Source organism: Sulfurovum aggregans, from assembly GCF_055385215.1.
Genome location: NZ_AP042387.1, coordinates 1,995,472 through 2,018,852 on the forward strand (window position 1 = coordinate 1,995,472; position 23,381 = coordinate 2,018,852).

The 23,381-nt window shown below is 39.3% G+C and carries 19 protein-coding genes; 11 read left to right on the forward strand and 8 right to left on the reverse strand.

Annotated features, from left to right (window positions below; translation table 11 throughout):
• The first annotated feature begins 116 nt into the window (after nucleotides 1–116).
• Together thrC and ACZ48W_RS10140 are read left to right on the forward strand one after the other, a co-directional pair.
• Nucleotides 117–1,583 (forward strand): threonine synthase, encoded by a 1,467-nt coding sequence (gene thrC / locus ACZ48W_RS10135; RefSeq protein ID WP_464828284.1) that lies wholly within the window; start codon nucleotides 117–119, stop codon nucleotides 1,581–1,583.
• A gap of 11 nt (nucleotides 1,584–1,594) precedes the next feature.
• Nucleotides 1,595–2,803 carry a 3D domain-containing protein gene (locus ACZ48W_RS10140; RefSeq protein WP_464828285.1) on the forward strand — a complete coding sequence of 403 codons (1,209 nt, stop codon included), beginning with the start codon at nucleotides 1,595–1,597 and terminating at the stop codon, nucleotides 2,801–2,803.
• Here ACZ48W_RS10140 and ACZ48W_RS10145 read toward each other — a convergent pair whose 3' ends face one another.
• A complete protein-coding gene (locus ACZ48W_RS10145; RefSeq protein WP_464828286.1) occupies nucleotides 2,804–4,738 on the reverse strand; it encodes an ABC-F family ATP-binding cassette domain-containing protein in 1,935 nt (644 codons plus the stop codon).
• A 342-nt stretch (nucleotides 4,739–5,080) separates the two neighbouring features.
• Here ACZ48W_RS10145 and ACZ48W_RS10150 point away from each other — a divergent pair, with 342 nt between their 5' ends.
• The 5 genes from ACZ48W_RS10150 (at nucleotide 5,081) to ACZ48W_RS10170 (ending at nucleotide 9,209) form a co-directional block, all read left to right on the forward strand.
• Complete coding sequence (locus ACZ48W_RS10150) at nucleotides 5,081–6,367, forward strand: M48 family metallopeptidase (protein WP_464828287.1); 1,287 nt, start codon at nucleotides 5,081–5,083, stop codon at nucleotides 6,365–6,367.
• A gap of 5 nt (nucleotides 6,368–6,372) precedes the next feature.
• On the forward strand, nucleotides 6,373–7,200 hold the full coding sequence (gene prmC / locus ACZ48W_RS10155) for a peptide chain release factor N(5)-glutamine methyltransferase (RefSeq protein ID WP_464828288.1): 828 nt from the start codon (nucleotides 6,373–6,375) through the stop codon (nucleotides 7,198–7,200).
• 43 nt (nucleotides 7,201–7,243) lie between these two features.
• Nucleotides 7,244–7,723 carry a DUF4149 domain-containing protein gene (locus tag ACZ48W_RS10160; protein WP_464828289.1) on the forward strand — a complete coding sequence of 160 codons (480 nt, stop codon included), beginning with the start codon at nucleotides 7,244–7,246 and terminating at the stop codon, nucleotides 7,721–7,723.
• Nucleotides 7,724–7,893: 170 nt separating this feature from the next.
• Nucleotides 7,894–8,382, forward strand: coding sequence for a DNA-deoxyinosine glycosylase (locus ACZ48W_RS10165; RefSeq protein ID WP_464828290.1), 489 nt, complete (start codon nucleotides 7,894–7,896; stop codon nucleotides 8,380–8,382).
• Nucleotides 8,382–9,209 (forward strand): symmetrical bis(5'-nucleosyl)-tetraphosphatase, encoded by an 828-nt coding sequence (locus ACZ48W_RS10170; protein ID WP_464828291.1) that lies wholly within the window; start codon nucleotides 8,382–8,384, stop codon nucleotides 9,207–9,209. Before ACZ48W_RS10165 ends, ACZ48W_RS10170 begins: the two co-directional genes overlap by 1 nt.
• Nucleotides 9,210–9,530: 321 nt before the next feature.
• Here the strand turns inward: ACZ48W_RS10170 and ACZ48W_RS10175 are convergent, their stop codons facing one another.
• The 5 genes from ACZ48W_RS10175 to ACZ48W_RS10195 all read right to left on the reverse strand — a co-directional run bounded on the left by ACZ48W_RS10175 (nucleotide 9,531) and on the right by ACZ48W_RS10195 (nucleotide 15,488).
• A complete protein-coding gene (locus tag ACZ48W_RS10175; protein ID WP_464828292.1) occupies nucleotides 9,531–10,709 on the reverse strand; it encodes a glutathionylspermidine synthase family protein in 1,179 nt (392 codons plus the stop codon).
• A 3-nt stretch (nucleotides 10,710–10,712) separates the two neighbouring features.
• Complete coding sequence (locus tag ACZ48W_RS10180) at nucleotides 10,713–11,306, reverse strand: UPF0323 family lipoprotein (protein WP_464828293.1); 594 nt, start codon at nucleotides 11,304–11,306, stop codon at nucleotides 10,713–10,715.
• Between the two features lie 131 nt (nucleotides 11,307–11,437).
• Complete coding sequence (gene ftsZ / locus ACZ48W_RS10185; protein ID WP_464828294.1) at nucleotides 11,438–12,592, reverse strand: cell division protein FtsZ; 1,155 nt, start codon at nucleotides 12,590–12,592, stop codon at nucleotides 11,438–11,440.
• 41 nt (nucleotides 12,593–12,633) lie between these two features.
• Complete coding sequence (gene ftsA, locus ACZ48W_RS10190; protein ID WP_464828295.1) at nucleotides 12,634–14,016, reverse strand: cell division protein FtsA; 1,383 nt, start codon at nucleotides 14,014–14,016, stop codon at nucleotides 12,634–12,636.
• Nucleotides 14,013–15,488 carry a peptidylprolyl isomerase gene (locus ACZ48W_RS10195; RefSeq protein WP_464828296.1) on the reverse strand — a complete coding sequence of 492 codons (1,476 nt, stop codon included), beginning with the start codon at nucleotides 15,486–15,488 and terminating at the stop codon, nucleotides 14,013–14,015. The genes ftsA and ACZ48W_RS10195 overlap by 4 nt, the downstream gene beginning before the upstream one ends.
• A gap of 84 nt (nucleotides 15,489–15,572) precedes the next feature.
• Between ACZ48W_RS10195 and ACZ48W_RS10200 the strand changes: the two genes are divergently transcribed.
• Complete coding sequence (locus ACZ48W_RS10200) at nucleotides 15,573–16,883, forward strand: adenosylmethionine--8-amino-7-oxononanoate transaminase (RefSeq protein ID WP_464828297.1); 1,311 nt, start codon at nucleotides 15,573–15,575, stop codon at nucleotides 16,881–16,883.
• A gap of 117 nt (nucleotides 16,884–17,000) precedes the next feature.
• Here ACZ48W_RS10200 and ACZ48W_RS10205 read toward each other — a convergent pair whose 3' ends face one another.
• Both ACZ48W_RS10205 and ACZ48W_RS10210 read right to left on the reverse strand, forming a co-directional pair.
• Complete coding sequence (locus ACZ48W_RS10205) at nucleotides 17,001–18,260, reverse strand: tetratricopeptide repeat protein (RefSeq protein WP_464828298.1); 1,260 nt, start codon at nucleotides 18,258–18,260, stop codon at nucleotides 17,001–17,003.
• A 57-nt stretch (nucleotides 18,261–18,317) separates the two neighbouring features.
• Nucleotides 18,318–18,908 (reverse strand): class II aldolase and adducin N-terminal domain-containing protein, encoded by a 591-nt coding sequence (locus ACZ48W_RS10210; protein WP_464828299.1) that lies wholly within the window; start codon nucleotides 18,906–18,908, stop codon nucleotides 18,318–18,320.
• Between the two features lie 106 nt (nucleotides 18,909–19,014).
• Between ACZ48W_RS10210 and rsmH the strand changes: the two genes are divergently transcribed.
• The 3 genes from rsmH to ACZ48W_RS10225 are packed head-to-tail and all read left to right on the forward strand — an operon-like array spanning nucleotide 19,015 to nucleotide 23,331.
• Entirely contained in the window at nucleotides 19,015–19,938 is a 924-nt protein-coding gene (gene rsmH, locus ACZ48W_RS10215) for a 16S rRNA (cytosine(1402)-N(4))-methyltransferase RsmH (protein WP_464828300.1), read from the forward strand.
• Complete coding sequence (locus tag ACZ48W_RS10220; protein WP_464828301.1) at nucleotides 19,928–20,206, forward strand: hypothetical protein; 279 nt, start codon at nucleotides 19,928–19,930, stop codon at nucleotides 20,204–20,206. The genes rsmH and ACZ48W_RS10220 overlap by 11 nt, the downstream gene beginning before the upstream one ends.
• On the forward strand, nucleotides 20,203–23,331 hold the full coding sequence (locus ACZ48W_RS10225) for an efflux RND transporter permease subunit (protein WP_464828302.1): 3,129 nt from the start codon (nucleotides 20,203–20,205) through the stop codon (nucleotides 23,329–23,331). Before ACZ48W_RS10220 ends, ACZ48W_RS10225 begins: the two co-directional genes overlap by 4 nt.
• Nucleotides 23,332–23,381 lie beyond the last annotated feature (50 nt).

Sequence of the window (23,381 nt, forward strand, 5' to 3'; positions counted from 1 at the left end):
AGAGTAATAGTTTCAAAAGGGATAAAAACTTTTACATGATCAAGTTGCGAAAACAGTAGTCCTTAGCTTATTTAGCTATAATTATAAGAAATATAATGAAATACAGGATAATATAGATGCAATTTGTTGAGACACGGGGTAATGACGGGCAGAAGCCGAAAAGTGTAACATTTTCTGAAGCGATACTCAGTCCAAGTGCCAGTTTTGGCGGGCTTTACGTACCCGAAACACTTCCAGATTTAAATAAAGAATTTTTAGAAAAACATCTTTCCAGCCATTATAAAACACTGGCATTGGATTTTTTGCAGCAGTTTGATATAGATATAACAAAGGAAGTACTTGAAGAAGCTTTGAACAGATATGATGCTTTTGATGATCCGGAGAATCCGGTCCCTCTTGTACAAATAGAAGAAGACTGTTTTGTTTCTGAACTCTATCATGGGCAGACACGTGCATTTAAAGATATGGCATTACAGCCCTTTGGCTATATTTTAAGTAAGCTTGCCCAGGAGAGAAATGAGAACTATCTGATTATGGCAGCGACAAGTGGTGATACAGGACCGGCAACATTAGAGACATTCAAAAACCAGAATAATGTTAAAGTGGCATGTCTTTATCCTGATGGCGGGACAAGTGATGTCCAGAAACTTCAAATGGTTACGGAAGATGCAGACAATCTCAAAGTAATAGGTGTCAAGGGCAACTTTGATGATACGCAGCATACACTTAAGGATCTGCTCGCTTCAGATGACTTTAAAGCAGAACTCAAAGAGCGTGGCATTAAGCTTTCTGCAGCGAATTCCGTGAACTTCGGACGTATTATCTTCCAGATCATCTATCATATCCACAGTTATCTGGAGATGGTACGAAATAAAAAGATAGCAATGGGAGATAAGATCTATCTGGTAGTGCCAAGCGGTAACTTTGGTAATGCATTGGGTGCATACTATGCAAAAAAAGCAGGACTTCCTATTCAAAAGATACTGATCGCTTCGAATATCAATAATATTTTGACGGACTGGATTACTACAGGCTCCTATGACCTGACAGAGAGAACACTGATCCTGACAGAATCTCCTGCAATGGATATTCTAAAAAGTTCGAATATTGAGCGTGTGATGTATGATAAATTCGGTGTATCAAGAACCAAAGAGTTGATGGATGATCTGAATCGTGATGGCAAATTTCAGTTAAACAGTGAGGAGCTGAGATCTTTACAGGAAGATTTTTCTGCAACTTTTTCAAATGATGAAGAGGGTGAAGCTGTGATCGCCGCATATGCGAAAAAAGGATATATTATGGATCCTCATACTGCAACCTGTATGAAAGCATATGAAACACTCAGAGACGAAAAACTTCCTACTGTGATCTATTCGACCGCAGAGTGGACTAAATTCAGTACCACTGTAGCTAAATCACTCGGACACAGTGTCAAAGATGATCTCGAAGCATTGAAATGGGTAAGTGAACATGCACAGGTTCCTGTACCTCCGATGATCCATGGTCTTTTTGACAAACCGGTTATACATACTGTAGTGGTAGATAAAGAATCTATCAAAGGAGAGATGTTGAACTTTTTATAGTTTGGCAGAATATGATGTCTAAAAATCATTTAACTATTTTTATCATACCCTTTATTATATTGGAGATCGCAGCGGCAAAGAGTATTGTAGACTGTAGAGTTGTTACGGGGGGAACAACGGAATGTGATCCTTACAGTTTAAAATTCATCAGGGCAGAAGAGATCAAATATGATCTTGACAGAAAAAAGTTGATAGTAGTTAAAACACTCCCTATACCAAAGAAAAAACATTCTTTAAAAGTCATTTCTGTTGCAGATATGATTGAAAGATATGTCAAAGTTGAAGACTCTATGCGTTTTAAAGGAACAGAAGAGGCCCCACCTTTAAAAGAAACAAAAAAAGCAATAGATACACAGATAGAAAAGATCAAATCCAGAAGAAAAGAGCTTCTGGAAGTGATGCAGAAGTTCAGAGAACGAAAAGAGAAGAAAAGACTTGAAGCATTAAAGCTTGCTGAAGAGAAGAAGAAAAAAGAGTTAGAAGAAAAGAAAAAAAAGCAGGGTGTGTATGTGGTTAGAAAAGGTGATACTTTAAGTATGATCGCTACGAAACTCAATATGAAAACAAAAGCATTAAGAAGGTTGAACCACCTTAAAAAGAAATCAGCACTTCAAATAGGACAAAAATTAAAGGTTCCCTACAGTCAAAAAAGAATGGATGCTTTAATCAATGCAGAATATAAAGTCGAATCAGGTGACACACTGATCTCTATTGCTGACAAATTTGATCTTTCACCTAAAGCTTTGGCTAAATTCAATCATATGAAAAGCAATACGTTTATCCGTACAGGGAAGGTACTTCTCCTGCCTTTGCCTTATAAGCTGGCAGAGATAAAGAAAAAGAAGAAAGCTGAAGCAAAAAAGAAGAAAGCAGCAATTTCCAAAAAAAGAAAAATGCTCAAGCCTTTCGGTAAACGGAAACTTCGTGTTACCGCAACAGCTTACAGCTCACATAGAGGACAGACCGATAAAACACCGTTCCTGGCTGCATGGAACAACCGTTTACGTCCGGGTATGAAGATCATTGCTGTTTCCCGAGACATGTTGACAAGATATGGTATGCGTAACGGTACAAAGGTAAGAATAGGCGGATTACCGGGTATTTACAGAGTAAGAGATAAAATGAATAAACGTTATAAAAAACGAATTGATATCTATATGGGTACGAACAGAAGAAAAGCATTACGCTGGGGAAGACGCAGTGTAGTGATCTACTGGTAATTAAAGAGATTCAAAAATCTCCAACACCTCAAGATACCTGTCACTTTTCTCTTCATACTTCTTTTGGAGCAGAGCCAGCTCTTCGCTGATGACATTCAACCCTTTTTCCTGATAGCATTCCGGATTTGCCAGACAACGGTTGAGTTGCTCTATCTCTTCTTCCAGTGCTTCTATTTCATCAGGTAATTTATCAAAATCCTGCTGTTCTTTGTAACTCAGTTTCGTCTGTTTTTTTTCTTTTGTTTTCTCTTCTTTTTTTGCAGTGCTGTGGACCTCTTTTTCTAAAGATTCCAGATCTTTCATCTCTTTTTCTATTTCCAGATATTCAGTATAGCTCTGATAAGACTCCTCTACCACACCATTGCCTTTAAAGATGAAGAGTTTAGAGGCTATTTTGTCTATGAAGTATCTATCATGAGAAACAAATATAAGTGCTCCTTGAAAGCTGATAAGCTTATCTTCCAAGATGGTAATAGTTTGAATATCTAAATCATTGGTAGGCTCATCGAGAATGAGACACTCCACATTTTTGGTAAAAAGCAGTGCCAAAGCGACGCGGTTTTTCTCTCCACCACTGAGTTGCCCTACTTTTTTGGTCATATACTCTTCTGGAAAGAGAAAGGTCTTGAGGTAGGCATAGACATGCATATGTGACCCTTGCACATCTACATGGTCTCCACCATTGGGACAAAATGTTTCTATGAGGGTATGCTCATCATTGAGCATCTCTCTATGCTGATCGAAGTAACCTATGGAGAAGTCACCCTTTTTGATGCTGCCGCTATCTGGTTTCAGACGCCCAAGAAGCAGTTTAAGCAGGGTCGATTTTCCTGCACCGTTGATTCCTACAATAGCTATCTTGTCGCGTTGCAGGATACGGGTAGAGAGACCTTCTATGAGGTTTTTGCCTGCAATGGTGTAGTGTAAGTTCTCTACATCAAAAAGCATTTTGCGTTTACTTAGTCCCTTTTCACCTTTCCAACTGCGTTTTTCACGTTCTAACTCTACTTGCATTTTACGTATGAGTGTAGGATTTTTCCTGGCTTGTTCCCGCAGTTCAAAGACCCTTGCTTTACGCCCCTGGTTACGCTTCTCTCTGGCACGTACACTCTTACCCAGCCACTCTTCCTCTCTTTTAAGGAGTTTAAGCAGGGTATCATGGCTTTTAGCCAGAGATTTCATACGCTCCTCTTTTTGTACAAGATAGTCACGGTAACCGCCTTTATAAGAGACAAGATGTTGGTTCTCTACTTCTATGACACGTGTTGCTATGGTATCAATGAAGTGTCTGTCATGTGAGATGAACAGCAGGGTGAACTTCTCTTTAAGTAGAATCTCTTCCAGGAACTCCACCATATAGACATCGAGGTGGTTGGTTGGTTCATCAAGCAGGAGTACATCAGGTTTTTTTAGTACCAGTGAAGCCAAAGCTGCACGACGCTGCTCTCCGCCTGAGAGTGAGATGACCAAACGGTTTTCGTACTCTTTGAGCTTAAACTCTTGTAAAATACGCTCTATTTTGTCATCAAGATTCCATGCATTGTGATGGTCTAGAAAAGATGAGATATCCTCAAGCTTAGCCAAAAGTTCTTTATTTTCAAAATTTTGGGCAACTTGGTTGCTTAGTTTTGCATGTGTCTCTTGTGCGGTTCGAAGTTCTGTAAGTTCGTTTAATATGGCATCTCTTACTGTAAGTGTTGCATCAAAGTGAGGCTGTTGTGCCAGCATTTCGATCTGTATGCTGCTATTGACAATACGTTTACCCTCTGTAGGCTCTTCGCTCCCAAGGGCTATTTTCATAAGGGTAGATTTTCCACACCCGTTTTGCCCCACAATGGCGATACGCTCCCCCTCATTGAGGTGAAAATCCACATCATTAAGAAGTAATTTAATGTCATACTGTTTTTTGATGTTAAAGAGGTCTACAAGTGCCACGAGCTATCCTTATGTAAGTTGATGAAATTATAGCAAAATGGCTCTGCTTTAAGGCTTGATAAAGTTCATCGTGATATATTTGGTGGAATTGTTTTATATTCACTTTTTTGTGTTAGTGCAAAGAAAAAGAAATGTGAGAAGCGTTAAGGAAACGACACCTGCGTGTCGTTTGTAGCTTCGGAACCGGAATGGTCGGAGCGTAAGCGGAGCCATGAAGGAAGAAAAAAGAAAAACCAAAGAGCTGACGCGTTGTCAAAGTATTCCCTTTTATAGTGATACTTCCTTGGACAACAATAATGTGACTTCATCACATGTCAGAAAAAATGAAAGGAATAGAATTTTATGTTGGAAGTGATTATTGCGGTCTATTCGCTTTATACTTTTATGCGTATTTACATCTCAGTGATGCAGATAGGTTATATTAATCAGGAGAAACGAAAAGATCCTGTACTGATGCCTGCAGGTAAATATATGGTGGCTGCCAACTATGCGGTGGCTAAAGAAAAAGTTGCCATTATCGAACATTTTGTGGATTATCTGATGTTTGTCTGGTGGATCTTTGCAGGGTTTGCATGGCTCTCTTCATTCGTACAGGTTGAGGGTAGCATACTTCAGGCAGTACTGTTTCTGTTTGGTTTTATAGCTGTGAATTATATGGTAGGACTTCCTTTTGAACTTTATTACAAATTCAAGATAGATGAAGATTTTGGCTTCAATAAGATGACCCCAAAGATGTTCATTACAGATTCACTGAAGTCTGTACTTCTGTTCCTCATCATCGGTGGGGCTATTTTTGCACTGTTGGCGTGGATCATAACCAGTTATGAGATGTGGTGGCTTTGGGGGTTTGTAGCGATGTTTACCGTGGCAGTACTTGCCAACCTTCTTATGCCTACCTTTATGGGGATTTTCAATAAGTTTACACCTATTGAAGAGGGAGAACTTAAAATAGAGATCACCAAACTGATGAATGATGCTGGACTGAAGAGTGACGGTATTTTCATTATGGACGCAAGTAAGCGTGACAGCAGACTCAATGCATTCTTTGGAGGTCTAGGTAAAAATAAAAGGGTTGTACTTTTTGATACTTTAAGAGAGAAACTCAATACCAAAGAGTTACTGGCAGTACTTGGACATGAATTGGGCCACTTTACCCATGGAGATATCTGGAAAAATATAGCGCTTATGGGATTGCTGTTATTCATAGCCTTTTATCTCTTTGGGCATCTTCCTGATACACTTTTTACGCAAATGGGTGTCATTCCCCATGCCGGAGTGAAGATAGCTATGCTGATGTTGTTGCTTCCGCTTGTCAGTTTTATTTTCAACCCGTTCATGAGTTTTGTCTCTCAGCACAATGAATATGCGGCAGATGAGTATGGATCAAATGTTGGAGGACAGGAACATCTTGTCTCAGCACTGCTTAAATTGGTAACAGAGAACAAATCATTTCCAAAATCCCACCCGCTTGTGATATTTTTCTACCATACCCATCCTCCGATCCTTGAGCGTTTAAAAGCAATGAACTATGATGCCACAGGTGTGATCGTAGAGGAAGAGGATAAGATAGAAGAGTCGGCTTTGCCTAGTGACGGTATTTTTGCATTTGTGAATAAAGAAGAGAAGTAGATCGTTTGAAAAAAAGTATTAAAGAAGCTTTGAACTGGGCGAAGGAGCAACTCACAGAGTCATGTGAACGTCCTTTGTTTGAAGCAGAGTTATTGTTAGCATATCATCTTGAAAAAGACCGTATTTATCTCTTCATGCAGGAAGAGGAAGAAGTAAATAATCTTGAAACTTTTGTCAAACTGGTTGAAAGACGTGCCAAACATGAGCCTTATGAATATATTACAGGAAAGGTCAGTTTTTATGATATCCATCTGGCTGTTGAAAAGGGTGTACTCATTCCCCGTCCTGAAACAGAGATACTTATTGAGTTAACAGCTCAGATCATTCAAAGAGAAAATATTACACAGATTGCAGAGATAGGAGTAGGTTCAGGAGCTATCTCGATCATATTGGCTCGTATGTTCCATGAACTGAAGATCATTGCTACAGATATTTGTGATACACCGCTCAAAGTGGCACAAAAAAATATTGACAGTTTCGGACTGAGTGGGCAGATAGAACTTCGCAAGTCAAATCTCATAGATGAGGTAGACAAGCCTGTTGAACTGGTGATCTCAAATCCACCATATATTGCAGAAAATTGTCTGCTTGAGTCTAATGTGATTGACTATGAACCTAAAGAGGCTCTTTTTGGAGGTAGGGTTGGAGATGAACTCTTAAAGCAGATCATTTTAGATGTCAAAAACAGAGGTATTAAGTGGTTGGCTTGTGAGATGGGCTATGACCAGAAAGAGCCAATTTCAGAATTTGTTAATGAAATTGGGGTAGAATCCATTGAATTTTATAAAGATTTAGCAGGATTTGATAGAGGTTTTGTAATTCAATTTACGTAGGGTTGGCTTTAGCCGACCATGATATACAAGAAGGAAAATAAAAATGAAGAAAAATTTTAGAATAGTAACGATCGCATATCTTATACTTCTGGGAGCAACACTGGGTGCAGGGTTATTTGCCGGTATTGTGGTAGCACCTGTGACGTTTCATACGGAGAATTGGTTAGGAAGTGAAGTGTTGAGTCATTATCAGGAAGGACTTATTATGACGCAGAATTTTGTAAAACTTTCTTATCTTGTGAATGTAGTCCTTGTTGCTATAGCACTGTATGAAGGATATAAATATAAAAAGTTTGAGAGAGATACCATTACACAGGTAGCTACATTTTTTGTATTTGCAACAGGCTTGCTTTTTTCACAGTACTATATCCCTGATATTCTTACGATGCAAATGGCAGGTGAGGCTATGACACAGAGTGAAGCATTTATCAATACGCATAAAGGCAGTGAGATCAATTTTAAGATATTTTCTTTTGCACTTTTAGTATTGATTGTGCAAAATATGCGTAAGGCTTGTAAATAGGATTATTATGTTTTTTCAAATTTCCTTTTATTTTACTTGTGCTGTTGTTCTTCTTTCATTTTTTTTAGAAAAAAACGAAACAAAAAAATCGTCACTGCTCTCAAATCGCTTCGCTTTCAAGGGTGTTCACAGTGACAGAAGCACACTTTGTGTGATTGATGGAGGGGTATATGAGTAGTGAAATTTTGGAGCATCCATTTCAACCAATCGTTTATAAAGATACAGAAATACTTATATTAGGTTCTTTTCCAAGTATTCAATCTTTTGAAAAGAACTTCTATTATGCTCACCCACGCAATCAATTCTGGAAAATTCTTGAAGCAATAACAGGTTATCCTGTTAACAATCGTGATCAAAAATTATGGTTACTGAAAGAGTGTAAATTCGGTCTGTGGGATATGGTTAAAGAGTGTAGTCGCAACAACTCTCTGGACAGTGCATTGGAAGAGGAAGAGGTTAATGATATTGAAACATTTTTGAAAGCACATCCCAGTATCAAAAAATTGGCATTTACAGGTAAAAAAGCCGAAGCATTATTTAAAACACATTTTTCAGACTTGGAGACCGAGACTGTCTACCTGCCTTCACCTTCATCTGCTTATGCTAAAATGAATTTTGAAGAGAAGTGTATTCAGTATAAGGCAAGGTTGGACAGATAATGGCAGTTTGGGCTATAGGTGATATACAGGGGTGCAATGATGCGTTGCAACAGTTGCTTGCAAAGATCGATTTTGATGTAGTAAAAGACAGGTTGTGGTTGGCAGGTGATCTGGTCAATCGAGGTGAGAATTCTCTTGAAGTACTTGAGTATCTATATAGTATTAAAGAGAATGTGGAGATCGTTCTTGGAAATCATGATATTACGCTTATAGCGGCCTATTACGGTATCAAAAAGAGCAATCCGACCATAGATCCTATACTTCAGTCACCTAGAGCAAAAGAGCTTATAGAATGGCTTAGGAAGCAAAAATTCCTGCATGTGGACTATACACTGGGATATTGTATGGCACATGCAGGGATCTCTCCGGAGTTTGACCTGGGAATGGCGATCCGTTATGCAAGGAGAGTAGAGGAAAAACTGCAAAGTGACCATGCAGATATATGGCTTGAAAAGATGTTCAGGATCGGAGAAAACCGTTTCAACAGAGGCTCTAGCAAGATAGACATCGACCGTTATATTGTAAGTTCTTTTACACGCATGCGTTACTGCTACAAAGATCATCGTTTAGATTTTGATCAAAAAGGTGCACCAACGGATACCCTTAGAGCCAAAGGCTTAAAGCCCTGGTTCGAGTGTGAGAACCGAAAAGAGATAGACCTAAAGATCATCTTCGGACACTGGTCAACACTTGGATTTTATCAAGATGAACATGTCCTGGCTTTGGATACAGGGTGCTTATGGGGTGGTTCACTAACTGCTGCCCGGATAGATCTGGATGAGGTGGAGATTGTACAGGTGGAGTGTGATGCGGCTATGGAACCGTAGGAGAAACTTTCGTTCCCATGCTTTGAGACTGTGAAAGAACTCATGGAAGTGGAGACTTCAGTCCCACCAAAAAGCTTTTTTGTCTAAAAAAGTTTGTATTTAATGGAAAATATTGCTTTTTCTGTCAAAATAACCTAAAAATATGCAAATATTTGGGTGAGGCTGAAGCCTTCACTTCCGGGGTACCTAGTTCTTTCACAGTCTCTTTGCGTGGGAATGCATATACAATATTATAACGAATTGACAGTGATTTTATTATTTAAATGTGGTGTATGTTCCATATCGGGAGATATGGAACAAGAGTGGAACAGTTATGATTCTTTATCTAACAACATGTCCCACAAACTTAGACATATTATCCAATATCTTTCCACCTTTTCTAAACCCGAGTCCACAGGCTTCATAGGCATAAAAAATACCTGCCTGATAGCTGTTGCCTTGTTTATCTGTTGGTAGCTCTGTGTAAGCTTGGTAAACCATTTTATGGCTGTCGTAGTCACCGGCTATGTTTTCTAACTCATTAGCATCTTCATCTAAGATACTTATACTTCCCCCTTCTCTGCCAAATACAGGTTTCTTGACTTGTTTTTGCCCCTCTAACGGTTCAAAAGAAGTTTCGAGTAGAAGAGGATGGTTTGGATATAAGTCCCATAGGATTTTGAGTAAGCCTTTACTTTGAAAGAGCAGGGTGTAGGCTGGATTGAAGATGATGGCTTTTTGGTTTTTGATGATATTGGTCAGCAACATAGCCAAGTCAGACTCTTCCAGGGCTATGTCTTCCCAAGGTATGAGTTTAAACCAAAGTTCATACGTCTCATCATTATAACTGATGCCCTCTTCAGTGGAAAACTCTATATCATCGATATACGCGAACTCGGTTTCAAATCCTGCTTCGGTTGCGATATGTTGTAGTAGTCTGACTGTATTTTCCTCTTCTGAATTTCCACGTATAGAGGTAAATAAGAATTTCCAGCCATCATAGCGTTCTTCAAAAGCAGAGACATCCTGTTCAAGGGTGACAAGTCTTTTGAAATTGTCAATAAGAGCTTCGTATAGAGAGTTGAACTGACTCTCTTCTTCTAAGTTGTTCTGTTTAAGCATCGCCCACTGAATGACAGCTGTCTCAAAAAGTGCTGTCGGTGTGTCAGCGTTAAACTCCAAAAGTTTAATGGGCTTGCCATCGATACCTCCAGCAAGGTCAAAACGTCCATAGAGGTGCCAATGGACATCATTTTCCCATGACTTTTTGATGGCATCTACGAGATTAAAAGGGATGCCCATTTCATGGAATAGATTGTTTACTATTACATATTCTGCTGCTTCAACATACATATCATAGAGTTCATTGGTCGCTTCATAGTATGCTTCTGCTTCAGATTCAGAGATGACAACAAGTTCATCTGAGATATAGCTTGTCTCATCGCTGTCTGTATGCCACACAAAACCTAAAGATTCCAGATAATTTGTATCAAGAGGGGTTGTTTTTTGTAAGGTCATCATCTGTTAACCACCAAAGAAGCCACCGCTTCTTGAAGTACTTTTCTTTCCGCCGAAGAAACCGCTTCTTTTAGTACTGCTGCCTGTTCTTGCTTTATTGAAACTGTTCTTGCTTTTGGTGTAGGTGGATGGAGATTTATATCCGGCTTTACGGTTGTTCTGATAGTTCTGGTTTCCAAAAAGCTTACTTCCTATCCATGCTCCCAGCATATAGCCGGCAGCACTTGCCAGAATAGTCTCACCTAAACCCATACCTCCTTGTTGAGATACTTGTGCATTCTGTTCTTTTGTGAGGTTGGAAGTACCGTTGTCTATTTTGGCTGCTTCTTCTTTAATGAGAGCATCCAGTTCAGGTTTGGTAAGTACTTTTTCTGTCCCATCCAGCTTTTTAAGTACGATACGTGTTTCATCAGCCGGAAATTCATCTTTGATCTGGTATCTGCCAGGTGTTGTCTCTTCAATGATGACAAAAGCACCTTTTGCTTGTGCTTCTTCTTGCTGTTGCTGACTATTGCCTGTACACCCGGTTATACCTGTAGCAAGTAGTGCCCCAAGTCCAGTAGCAGTAGCTATAGTTGAGAATTTTTTAATATATTTCATCGTTGTTTCCTAAACAAAAATTTGAGTAATCATAGCAAAAAATGGTTAATAGTAAGGGAGGAAAGTTATTTAAAGATAGGGGAAAACAGAGAAGGAAGCGTTTCTCTGTTTAAATCATAGAAAAGGTTTATTTAGTCCATTTGTTTTCTAAGGAATGTAGGAACATCCAAAATGTCTTCATTATCACCGTTATATCCACCTACAACCATTTTATTTGCAGATCTTATCGTATTGATATTGGTTGTATTTGTACTGCCTAAAAGTGATTCCTGCTTTTTGACTATGGGTTCAGAAATAGCATTATGGTCTTCAAACCCGGTGGCAACGATAGTGATCTTCACTTCATCTATATCCATATCTGGATTTGTTGTCGTTCCAAAGATAACAGATGCATCTTCATCCGCACTCTCTTCAACAATGCTCATGGCTTCACCGATCTCCATAATAGGATAATCAGGGTGAATATCAAAGTGTACTAGTACACCCATTGCACCGTCAATAGAAATATTGTCAAGAAGCGGTGATTCAATCGCTGCTTTTGCCGCATCGTATGCTGCATTGGTACCGGTACTGTATCCTGCACCCATAAGAGCAAGACCTCTGTGACCCATAACGGTTTTTACATCGGCAAAGTCAAGGTTGATATCATTTTCCCCGTGGGAAAGAATGACTTTTGAGATACCGCCGACAGCCTGTGCAAGAATGTCATCTACCATTCTGAAACTCTCTTTGATACCAAGGTTTTTCTCAACGATAGAAAGGAGTTTCTCATTTGGAACGACAATGATGGAGTCACTTTCTCTTTTGAGCTCTTCCAAACCTTCTTTAGCAAGCTTCGTTCTTTTACGACCTTCAAATTTAAAAGGACTGGTTACGATGGAAACAGTCAAAGCACCTACTTCTTTGGCTGCTTGTGCAATAATAGGTGCTGCACCTGTACCTGTCCCCCCGCCAAGGCCGGCAGAGATAAATACGATATCGGAACCTTCAAGCATGGATTTGATGTCTTCAAAACTCTCCAGAGCAGCTTCTCTGCCCTTTTCAGGGACCATACCTGCTCCAAGACCTCTTGTCGCATTGATACCCAGTTGCATTTTGTATGGTGCAAGCGATGATTCCAATGCCTGTGAATCAGTATTGGCAACGATCAGATCAATACTGTTGATCCCCTCATTTATCATGTGGTTGATCATGTTACCACCACCGCCACCTACACCGATCGCTTTGATCTTTGCACCATTTGTATGACATTTTGTTTCGACAATGTCGATTTCAAACTCTTCCATGTTTTCCCCCTTTTTTTGATGTATTTAAATAGGCTTCCTGTTTAAAAAAGCTGCTTTGCCCAGTTTGCAAACTTTTTAAACGGGTTACTGTTCTCATTTCCGATATCGGGAAGATCATCAAATGAAATTGATGAAAGTTCATCAGATCCGCTTTTGACGTTCTTCTCTTCTTTTGGCTTTTTACTCTCTTCCACCTCATTGACCGTATTTCCTATTTTTATATCATTGAGGTTGTCTTCATACTCTGTTTTAGAGTGTAACAGCTCCTGTTGGAAATTGATCTCATATTGTGTATGTTCACCGGCTTTGTAAAGAAGCAATCCTATCACTGTAGAAAATGCAGGATCTTTAAGCTCATCGAAAAGACCGCCGATCTTATTTGACTGGGCTATACGTACAGGCATACCTGGAAAAATAGATTGGGCCAATTCTCTAATGCCTTTCAATTTCGTCATCCCCCCGGTAAGGATGATGCCTGCACCTATCTGTTCTTTCAGTGCAGATTTTTCAAGAGATTTTGCCAGGATCATCAATGCTTCTTCGACACGGGAGAAGATAACACTGTGTACTATCTCCAGTGAAACACCGTTGCGGTTCTCTTCATCTCCGATAATAGGGAGTTCTATGACCTCATTGCTGGTTTCTATAAGGTTGCCGTGGCGTATTTTTACATTTTCTGCGATCTGCAGTGGAGTATGCAGTGCCATGGAAAGATCATTGGTGATATGGTTTGATCCGACACCGAGGAAATCATTATATCTGATAGAGTTGCCGGTATGGATGACAAGATTACTGGTCTGTCCACCCAGGTCAATGACTGCTACACCAAGTTCTTTTTCATCTTCATCCATTGTTGCGATAGCGGAAGCATAACCGCTAAGTACGATACCGTCTATCTCTACACCGGCAGAACGAACAGCTTTTTTAAGATTTGAAAGATTTGATTTTTGTGTCATGATGATATTGACATCCACTTCCATACGGCTTGCATTCATACCGAAGGGATCTTCAATGAAGTCCTGGTCATCTACTCTGAAGTTATAAGGAAGTACATGGATAACTTCATATTCATTAGGTACATTTGCATTATAAAGTGCTGTTTGCATCACCCTGTTGATCTCTTTGATGGAGATATCTTTATGCGGTATATTGACAATACCCGTTGAATTCAGACTTTTTGCATATGCATTGGAGATAGAAACAGTTGCTGAAGTGATATTGCTGCCAGAGATACGTTTTGCATCATTGATAGCTTTTTTGATAGATTTTGAAGCAAGTTCAATGTTGGTAATGGCACCTTTTTTGATTCCCTGGGATTTGGTAATGCCATGACCCTGTATCTGGACTTTTCCGTCTTCAATTTCAGCTATGAGTGCGCATATTTTAGTGGAACCGATATCTATAGCTAAAATTGTTTCACTCAATTTACAAGTCCTCCCATATAAACTTCTGTAGGATACTTTTTATCTAACATCTTTATGAAGTTGGTTTCAAATGTTCTTTTTTTCATTTGATTGACTGTTTCTTTTACAAAATCTGTTTTGTTAGCATCCATTGGCAGAAGTTTCTGTTCCATAATATCATACACTACTACTTTATTTGCTACACTAATAATACCTTTTTCTTTTGATGATGTAAAGAGTTTTTGTAAAAATTGTAAACTTTCTTGGGAATTTAATGGTTTTAGCTTGTCACGTTGCTCTAAAGTAACAAAGTCTGATACTGTTGCATTCCTTTCTTTCAGGTTTTCAAGTGTTGACTCCGCAAGTGACAAAAGAGCCTCTTTCTTTGCCTGGACAGCATAGCGTTCCGTTACTGCTTCTTTCGCCTTTTCAAAACTCATAATCTCAGGCTGCTGAATACTGATGATCTTTACGGTAGCATATCGATCGCCGACAACTTTCGGTTTAAGTATGTCACCGGAGTTCTTTTGCTGTATCTCATCCCAAAGCGCTTGACTTAGCTTAAGGTCACCGACAGGAAGAGTAATATTCTCAGAACTTTCTATCTTGCCTTTTTTAAAAGCAATATAGTTCTTCTGGGCACTCTTTTTTGTTTTCTTAAGTTTTAGATCTTTGGCTGCCTGCTCTTTGGCTGCATCAAAAAGAAGTTGTTTCCCCTCTGCATCAGTATAGTTGAATGAATTTGTTTCATAAAAAGTCTTCAGTTCCTCATCAGTAATGGCTGTATCACTGCTTGGTGTCCAGAGAACGGAAAGTGTATATGTCTTTTTTGTCATAAAATTTTCTTTTTGTGATTCCCAATAGGCTTTCAGTTTACTTTCATCTATGGTCAGGTTGATATCGGAAGGTGTCAATACCTTGTATAAAAGTTTGTCCGCTGCATTCATTGCTGCAGAGAGAGCTTCTTCTTCAAGAGGCAAACTTTCAGTTTGCAGTAATGCAAGTGTTTTATTGATAGTAAGTTCGTCTCTCAGTGTTGCTTCAAAAACTTTTGCTTTGAGTCTTTGGCTTTTAAGGTAGCCTTCGTATATCTTCTTATTGAAGACACCGTCTTTTTGGAAGCCTTTGATCGATTCAAGCATATCGGCTACTTCTTTATCTGAAACAACAATACCGATATCTTGTGCGAAGTTCAGTATTTTTGCCTGTGTGGCAAGTGTTGCAAATGCCTGTTTGACAAGACCCATCTCTTTGGCTTTCTTGTCATCAAGTTTGCCTTGCATCATTTCATTATATTGGTTGTATATATTGCTGTAAACCATATTGAGTTTAGACTGTTTGATCTCAATATTACCTACTTTTGCAACATTTCCTGCTTTGGAACCGAAGTCATAGCTTCCCCATCCTACAAAACCTGCACCTATAAATGCGATGGTTGCTACCCAGATGGTCCATACCAGATATTTATTGTGTTTTTGCATCCAACTAATCATACTTCATCTACCTTCAATCGAAAAATTTGTACAATATTCTATCTAAATAACCTTATCGTTCAGGGTTCTAAATATGGAAACAAGATGATTAATAAAAACAGTGAAATGATGCAGCGTGACCTTGAGGTCATATGGCATCCGTGTACACAAATGAAAGATCATGAAACACTGCCTCTCGTACCTATCAAATCGGGAAAAGGTGTCTATCTTTATGATTTTGAAGGTAATAGTTACATCGATGCGGTGAGCTCCTGGTGGGTGAATCTTTTCGGGCATGCCAATGAGAAGATAAATAAAAGGATCAAAGCCCAGCTTGATACCTTGGAGCATGTGCTTTTGGCAGGATTCACACATGAACCGGCAATAGAGTTGGCACATAAACTTGTGAATATCACTCCTGAAGCATTAGCGAAGGTATTTTATGTTGATAATGGTTCAAGTGCAGTAGAAGCTGCATTGAAAATGAGCTACCATTATCATCTCAATCGCGGGAAGCGTAAACCTCTTTTTCTCTCTTTGACGAATTCTTATCATGGTGAGACCATAGGTGCACTTTCAGTTGGGGATGTAGCACTCTACAAAGAGACCTATGAACCGCTGCTTATAGCCAATATGCAAGTACCTGTACCTGAAGATCAGAGTGAATCAGCAGCGGAAAAGGCATTAAAAAGTCTTGAAGAACTCTTACAGAAGAAAGCGGATGAAATAGCGGCATTGATACTGGAACCCCTTATTCAGGGAGCAGGGGGAATGCATATGTATCATGCTTCCTATCTTGTCGGAGCAAGAGTATTGACACAAAAATATGATGTACATCTTATTGCAGATGAGATCATGACAGGTTTCGGACGTACAGGAAAAATGTTCGCTTGTGAACATGCAGATATCTCACCGGACTTCATGACGCTTTCCAAAGGTATCACAGGAGGATATCTGCCGCTTTCTGTAGTGATGACAACAGATGAAGTTTACAATGCTTTTTACTGTGACTATAGTGAGTATAAAGCGTTTTTGCATTCTCACAGCTATACAGGAAATCCTTTAGCCTGCAGTGCTGCTTTGGCTACTTTGGAGATATTTGAACAGAATGATATACTGGGTGAAAATGAGAAAAAACGTATGTATATCAAAGAAAAACTGGAAAAGTTCTCACTGCTTGCCAATGTAAAAGAGATAAGACAACAGGGGATGGTGGCTGCAGTGGAGCTCAAAGGGTATGAAGCTACGGAGCGTATAGGTTTACGCATCTATGAATATGCTTTAACTCAGGGAGTTTTACTTCGGCCACTGGGGAATGTGATCTACTTTATGCCACCTTATATCATTACCCATGAAGAGATAGACAGGATGATGGAAGTTGCGTATGAAGGAATTAGGCAACTGTTGACTGATTGAGTATTTTTGTCGGGGTCTTCTGACCCCGACATAAAAATGTTGATGAGAAAAAAGTTTATTTTTGATTTGATATTGAATTTAGAAGTCGGGGTGAGGGCACTCCGGCCTACGAGAAAATTATCGTTTGAGGAATGAAAAAAGTCCTTTGTTGGTCTTTTGTAATCTTTTATAATGGGTTGCAGCTCTTTGGATACCAAGATCCATAGCCTCTTTGTAAAGTACTTCGGCTTTTTCCCTGTCTTTGCCGATACCGATGCCATGTTCATAAAACTGAGCCAGGTCACAGATCGCTTCGGGGAAGTCGTGATCCATAGCTAAACGATTGATGAGTGTAAATGCTTCAGGAAGGTTTTTTTGAAGGAGTTCACCTCTGAAAAGTTCCCTTGCCAACATGAATTGTGCAAATTTGGATTCTGTTGCTCCCGAGATCAGAAGTAACTGTGCGGCTTCTGCTCTTTGATCTGTTTCTCTCAATGTTTCAATATGCTCAATCATCTCTTCTATTTCACGATCATTATATCCTTCATTGCTGATCTGCAATAACCAGGCATTGACAGAGGAGAAGTGTTCATCCCTCTCTTCGAGAGGAGGATATTGGGTATGTATATTTTTGAATTTCTGATCTATGTATGTGATGGCTTTATAGGATGATACGGTATTTTTTTCAACTTGGACAGAAAAAGGCTCTTTCTTTATAGTTTCACTAAAGCCTTCTTCATGGAAAAATACAGTTTCTTCTTGAAAGACAATAGGTTCGTTTCCCCCTTTTTGTCTATCATCTCTCTCTTCTTTCAGATCTTCGTCTATATCAAAAAAGGTATCCTTAGGTATCAGTGATGTATCTATAGGATTCTTTTCCAGTTCTTCTTCATAGGGGCCAGGTTCATCAAAAAAGGTATCTTTCGGGGTATATCCGATATTAATGTCTATATTGTCAGACAGAACATTGTCAGCTTCAATATTCAGCAATGTATCAAAATCAATACTCTGAGGCTTCTTTATGGAAATATCTTCATCTTTTTTATCTTCATCTTCCAATAATGTAAAATCAAATAGTTCTTTCTCTTCTTCTGATGTCTCAGGTGTTGTTACAAAGAGATCAAATTCTTCAATGAGAGTTTTTTCTTCTTCTTCCTTAAGCTGTTTTTCCGCCTGAGAAGTTCTTTGCAGTATCTCTTCGTTAGGTGTTTCGATATAAGTAGTGATAAGTGCCTGTGTCTGTGCATAATTCTCTGCACGGAGTCCGGCAATGATCTCCTGGATCTTATCATCCGTTTTAAGTGCACTCAGTTTTAATATCTGAAGTTGTATCGTTTCAATATCTGTAATAGAGATAGCAAGTTTAATAATGCTTAAACGTTTTTTTGTTTGATTCATACACTTATCCTAAACTATAGTGAAAAAGTATAACAAAACTATGCTTTACAAGAGTGTTTACAAATTTGCAGACAATGCCAGCAGTCTGCATGAATTTTCCAAAATAGAAACTTTTTTTGCCATTTCAGTAATATCTCTGTCATAGGAAATGAGTCCATATCCTTTGATAAGGAGGAGATGTGTATCATGTTTTTGGAAAAACAGGGGGATTTCATACGGGGCGCGTTCCAGCCAGTCATCTATATTTTTCGGGTCATAGACAATGATCTCTCCCAATACTTTTTTCCCATGATAGTCCTGAGGGGATACTTTGCCATGCTTTAGAGAATATGCAGTGGCATATGGCGGCATAGTAAAGCAGACATATTTTGCATTCGGGATGGTTTCGTAAATGTGTTCGTGTATAAAAGCATCTGCATTTGCCTCACCCCATCTGTAGTCTTTCTTTTTACAATCAAGCCTTATCAGGGAGGCTTCCGTCAGTTCATCCAGAATAGTGTCTTTGGAGTTAATGATGAATCCGCTGGCAGATACTCTGGCAGAGATAGAACCATGGTAGACGCCAAAGAAGTTTTTGTTGAATAGAGAGAGGGAAACATGCTTGATGTCATCAATGAGATGTTTATCCATAAAAAGAGCCTTTTTCATCTAATTTTGGTATTATAGCACTAAAAAAGAGTGAATCGTGCAGAGTAAAGCGTGAAACAATGTATACATACATGCTTCACAACGCTTTTGTAAAGAAAGGAAACATGTGGAAACTCCTCATATACCGGTATTGTTGGATGAAGTGTTAGAAAGTTTTAAAGATGTCCCTGAGGGATATTTTGTAGATTGTACACTTGGGTATGCCGGACACAGTTCTGAGATCCTGGTACGGTATACACACCTGAAACATATTGGAATAGACCGGGATGATGAGGCTTTGGCATTTTCAAAAAAACGACTGGAATCTTTCAGTGATAGAAGTAGACTTTACAAAGGTACATTTGCAAGCGTTCTTCCTATATTAAAAGAGGCACCTGTTACTGCACTGCTGGCTGATTTCGGTGTCTCTTCTTTACAGCTTGACAAAAAAGAGCGTGGATTCTCTTTCAGTTCTGAAACTCTGGATATGCGTATGGATACCTCTGCCCCTTTGAGTGCCTATGAAGTAGTCAATGAATATCCTAAAGAAAAATTGGAATATATCTTTGATACCTATGGTGAAGTACGTTCTTATCGTAAATTGGCTGCTGCAGTTGTCGAGGCGAGAGCCAAAGCACCGATAAAGAGTGCAAAAGCATTAAGTGAAATAGCCAAAGAAGTGATCCCCTCCGGCGGCAAGATACACCCTGCAACTCTGATGTTCCAGGCCATTCGTATAGAAGTGAACAATGAACTGGGTGAGATAGAAGGGCTTCTTGATGCTATAGAAGCAAAACACTATAAAGGTGAAGTGGTTTCACTCATTACTTTTCATTCATTGGAAGACCGTTTGGTAAAGAACCGTTTTAAGAAGTGGAGTACAGCGTGCATTTGTGATCCGCAGGCAATGCGATGTACCTGTGGTAAAAACCATGCACTGGGTAAAGCGCTTTCCCGCAAACCTATTACTGCATCAAAAGAGGAACTGAAAATCAATCCTAGAAGCAGGTCTGCCAAATTGAGAAGTTTCAGGTTTAAAAGTGACAGCTAAAAAGAAAAAATCAAATCCGAACGGTATTACTTTCAGTATGATAAGTGTGATTCTTATGTCTGTAACCATTGTCCTGATACTGACAATGATCAAAATCTATTTGAGTAACCAGATCTATTATGAAAGTAAAAAAGTCAATAAAATGCAAAGAGAAGTAGAAGCCCTTAAAGCGGAAAAAGTGATATTGCAACAAAATGTGGAAGCACTGAAATTCAAGAACAGGGTCACAGATACGATATTTGTTATTAATGATATGGAGGATGAATGATCAGAAAATTTATTACCTTTGCCATAGATAAGCCCATTATCAACCATATTCTATTGGTCTTTATGTTACTGCTTTCCATATTTTCTTATCAGAATATCCCCAAAGAGATATTTCCTCCTTCGGAACTTGACCAGATCACAGTAACCGGCGGTTATCCGGGTGCCAGTGCAGATGTACTGGATAAAATGGTGGTCAAAAGTATTGAAGACGATATGAAAAGTGTCAGTGAAATAGAAAATATCGATACCATAATACAAAACGGTTCTTTTTATATCAAAGCAGATATCAAACCCGGAAGCGACAATCAGCTTGTTCTTGGAGATGTTAAAGATATTTTATCCAATACCAGACGGGATCTTCCTGCAGATATGAACGAACCTGTTGCCAAGATATCGATCCATGATTTTCCTTTATTGCTTGTTGCGATCTCTGCTGATCTGCCGAATAAAGCATTGTTGGATATTGCGGAAGATCTTAAAAGCAGATTGAGTACCTACAAAGACCTTAGCGGTATTACGATACGCGGTGATGCAGATGATGAAGTTTTGATCAAGATAGATGAAGAGAAGCTTCATGCATATGCTTTGCCTAAAGATGCAGTCTATGGAGCTATAAGTGCTTTAAGTTCTATTTTCCCTATAGGAACGATAGAGAAAAAAGGGAGTCACCTGTATATCTCTACGATCAATGGAGAGAAGAGTGCTGAAAAAATGGAAGAGACCCTTATTACCGTCGCAGGTAAAAGAGTACGGTTGGGTGATATCGCAACGGTGAATTTTGGGCTGAGTGAACAAAATGAGATCTCTCATTTTAACGGAAAGAAAAATATTTCTATCAATATCAATAAAACCAAAGAGGGAAATGCGATCGCTTTGAGTAAAGAGATCAAAGCAATGCTTGTGGAATTCGGCAAACAGTACAAGGATGTGGAGTTTGAAGCATACACCGATACTTCTGTATGGATCAAAAACAGACTGAACCTGGTCTCTTCCAATATTCTCTTTGGATTGATACTGGTCTTTTTAGCACTTTTTATGAGTGTGAACTATAAGATCGCATTGGTGGTAGCCATAGGGATACCGGCCAGTTTCATGATCACGATCATAGGTGCGGACCAGATGGGGTATAGTCTCAATATGCTGACACTTCTTGGAGCTTTGATCGCTTTGGGTATGCTGGTGGATGAAGCGATCGTTGTGGCAGAAAATATTTTCAGACATATGGAAATGGGCAAATCTCCCAGAGAAGCAGCAATAGATGGTTCGGTAGAAATGTTCCCTGCGGTCATGACAGCAACACTGACAACGGTTTTTGCCTTTCTGCCTCTGTTGATCATGAGTGGAGAGATGGGTATGTTCATGAAAGTTCTGCCGGTGATGATCACCATTCTTCTGCTCAGTTCCCTTTTTGAAGCATTTTACTTTCTTCCCCTGCACTCGAAAGAGTTCTATACAAGAGGAGATGTGGACAAGGAGCATAGCAGAAGTGATTTCTGGTTGAAAGTAGATCATATTTATGAAAAGATACTCGGAAGATTATTGCAGAGAAAGAAACTCTCTTTATTCTTTATGGTACTTTTTATCATCCTGGCAACATTTGGTATGGCAAAGATCACCAAGTTTCAGCTTTTTCCGGAGTTCGATACAACACAAATATATCTCAATGGTAAAGTAGATATCAATTATAAACTTGAAGATACAGAAAAAGCAGTGACACAGATAGAAGAAAAGCTGTTGGCAAGTCTGGAAGAGAGTGAAGTAGCTTCAGTCACCTCTGTGATCGGAATGATGTTCAACCCGGATCAAAGTTTTGAAACAGGCAGCAATCTTTTTCAGATCTTTGTGAATCTTCATGAAAAAGCACCGGAAAACTTTTTTGATACCTATATCAATCCTGTTTTTTCTCTGGAGTATGATGACAGTGATATGGTTCGGAAAAAGAAAGCGCAGGAGATCGTCAAAGAGGTGCAGAAAGATGTCGTAGAAAAATTTAAGAATGTTAAAGTAGAAAGTGGTGATCTGCTCTTCAGGGAGATCAATCTTTTTGTACAACAGACAGGTATTGTAGGACATGATATCGAGATAGGGTTGAGTACCTCTGATACACAGAAGATCATGGAGGCTTTGGAGGCTCTGAAAAAGGCACTTTCCAGGATCAATGGGGTACATGATATCGCCGATAATGCCCAGGAAGGTGTGCAAGAGCTTAAACTTCGTGTCAATGAATACGGTCAGGCATTGGGATTTACCGAAGCATATGTCACTTCTGTGCTAAAGGGATCTTTTCTTAAAAGTGAATATGGAAAAATGTTCAATGATACCGGTCTGGTCCGTATACGTATAGAAGATCCCAATAAAGATCACAATATCAAAATGAAGTCCATCAGGATCTCTACACCTGATAAGCAGTACTTTGTAAGGTTGGGAGATATTTGTGATTTCAACTATCAAAAAAGTTTTGTAAAGATATTTAAAGAAGACAGTGAGAGAGTACGGTCTGTAACGGCAAGAGTAGACAGCAAAACAGTTTTGGCTACTGAAGTAATGGAACAGATAAGACCTCTGCTTCAAAAATTGGAAGATGAGGGGATCAAAGTCATCATCAAAGGAGAAGAGAAAGAGAACAAACAGATGAAAAGGGAGATGAGTCAAGCGGCATTGATCGCTATTTTCCTCATCTTTATTTCATTGGTATGGATGTTCAACTCTTTGGTCCTGCCTCTGATCATCATCTCTACCATCCCTCTTTCAATTGTAGGTGCTCTGGTCGGAACGTATCTTTTGGGTATCAATTTAACCATGCCCGGAGTGATGGGTATTATAGGGCTTGCCGGAGTGGTAGTTAATGACGGATTGATCATGCTTGATTTTATTAAAGGGAGCAAGGATTATGATGAAGTGCTGGAAAAAGCAGGCATGAGACTGAGACCGATCCTGCTTACTTCCGTTACCACTGTCCTGGGGTTGTTGACCCTGATGTTTTTTGCAAGCGGACAAGCACTCATTATCCAGCCTATGGCGATCTCACTTGGATTTGGTATTGCATGGGCTACGGTACTAAATCTTTATTATGTACCCCTAATGTACACCGTGATCTATAAGGTGAGTAGCGTTAAGGAAACGTGAACTGCTTCACGTTTGTAGCTACGGAACCAGAGCGGTGGAGCGAAGCGACC

Bases quoted from the DNA above. Each gene is read 5' to 3' on its own strand.
- thrC (WP_464828284.1), top strand. From the start codon at position 117: ATGCAATTTGTTGAGACACGGGGTAATGACGGGCAGAAGCCGAAAAGT.
- ACZ48W_RS10140 (WP_464828285.1), top strand. From the start codon at position 1,595: ATGATGTCTAAAAATCATTTAACTATTTTTATCATACCCTTTATTATA.
- ACZ48W_RS10150 (WP_464828287.1), top strand. From the start codon at position 5,081: ATGTTGGAAGTGATTATTGCGGTCTATTCGCTTTATACTTTTATGCGT.
- ACZ48W_RS10160 (WP_464828289.1), top strand. From the start codon at position 7,244: ATGAAGAAAAATTTTAGAATAGTAACGATCGCATATCTTATACTTCTG.
- ACZ48W_RS10165 (WP_464828290.1), top strand. From the start codon at position 7,894: ATGAGTAGTGAAATTTTGGAGCATCCATTTCAACCAATCGTTTATAAA.
- ACZ48W_RS10170 (WP_464828291.1), top strand. From the start codon at position 8,382: ATGGCAGTTTGGGCTATAGGTGATATACAGGGGTGCAATGATGCGTTG.
- ACZ48W_RS10175 (WP_464828292.1), bottom strand. From the start codon at position 10,709: ATGATGACCTTACAAAAAACAACCCCTCTTGATACAAATTATCTGGAA.
- ACZ48W_RS10180 (WP_464828293.1), bottom strand. From the start codon at position 11,306: ATGAAATATATTAAAAAATTCTCAACTATAGCTACTGCTACTGGACTT.
- ftsZ (WP_464828294.1), bottom strand. From the start codon at position 12,592: ATGGAAGAGTTTGAAATCGACATTGTCGAAACAAAATGTCATACAAAT.
- ACZ48W_RS10195 (WP_464828296.1), bottom strand. From the start codon at position 15,488: ATGATTAGTTGGATGCAAAAACACAATAAATATCTGGTATGGACCATC.
- ACZ48W_RS10200 (WP_464828297.1), top strand. From the start codon at position 15,573: ATGATTAATAAAAACAGTGAAATGATGCAGCGTGACCTTGAGGTCATA.
- ACZ48W_RS10205 (WP_464828298.1), bottom strand. From the start codon at position 18,260: ATGAATCAAACAAAAAAACGTTTAAGCATTATTAAACTTGCTATCTCT.
- ACZ48W_RS10210 (WP_464828299.1), bottom strand. From the start codon at position 18,908: ATGAAAAAGGCTCTTTTTATGGATAAACATCTCATTGATGACATCAAG.
- ACZ48W_RS10225 (WP_464828302.1), top strand. From the start codon at position 20,203: ATGATCAGAAAATTTATTACCTTTGCCATAGATAAGCCCATTATCAAC.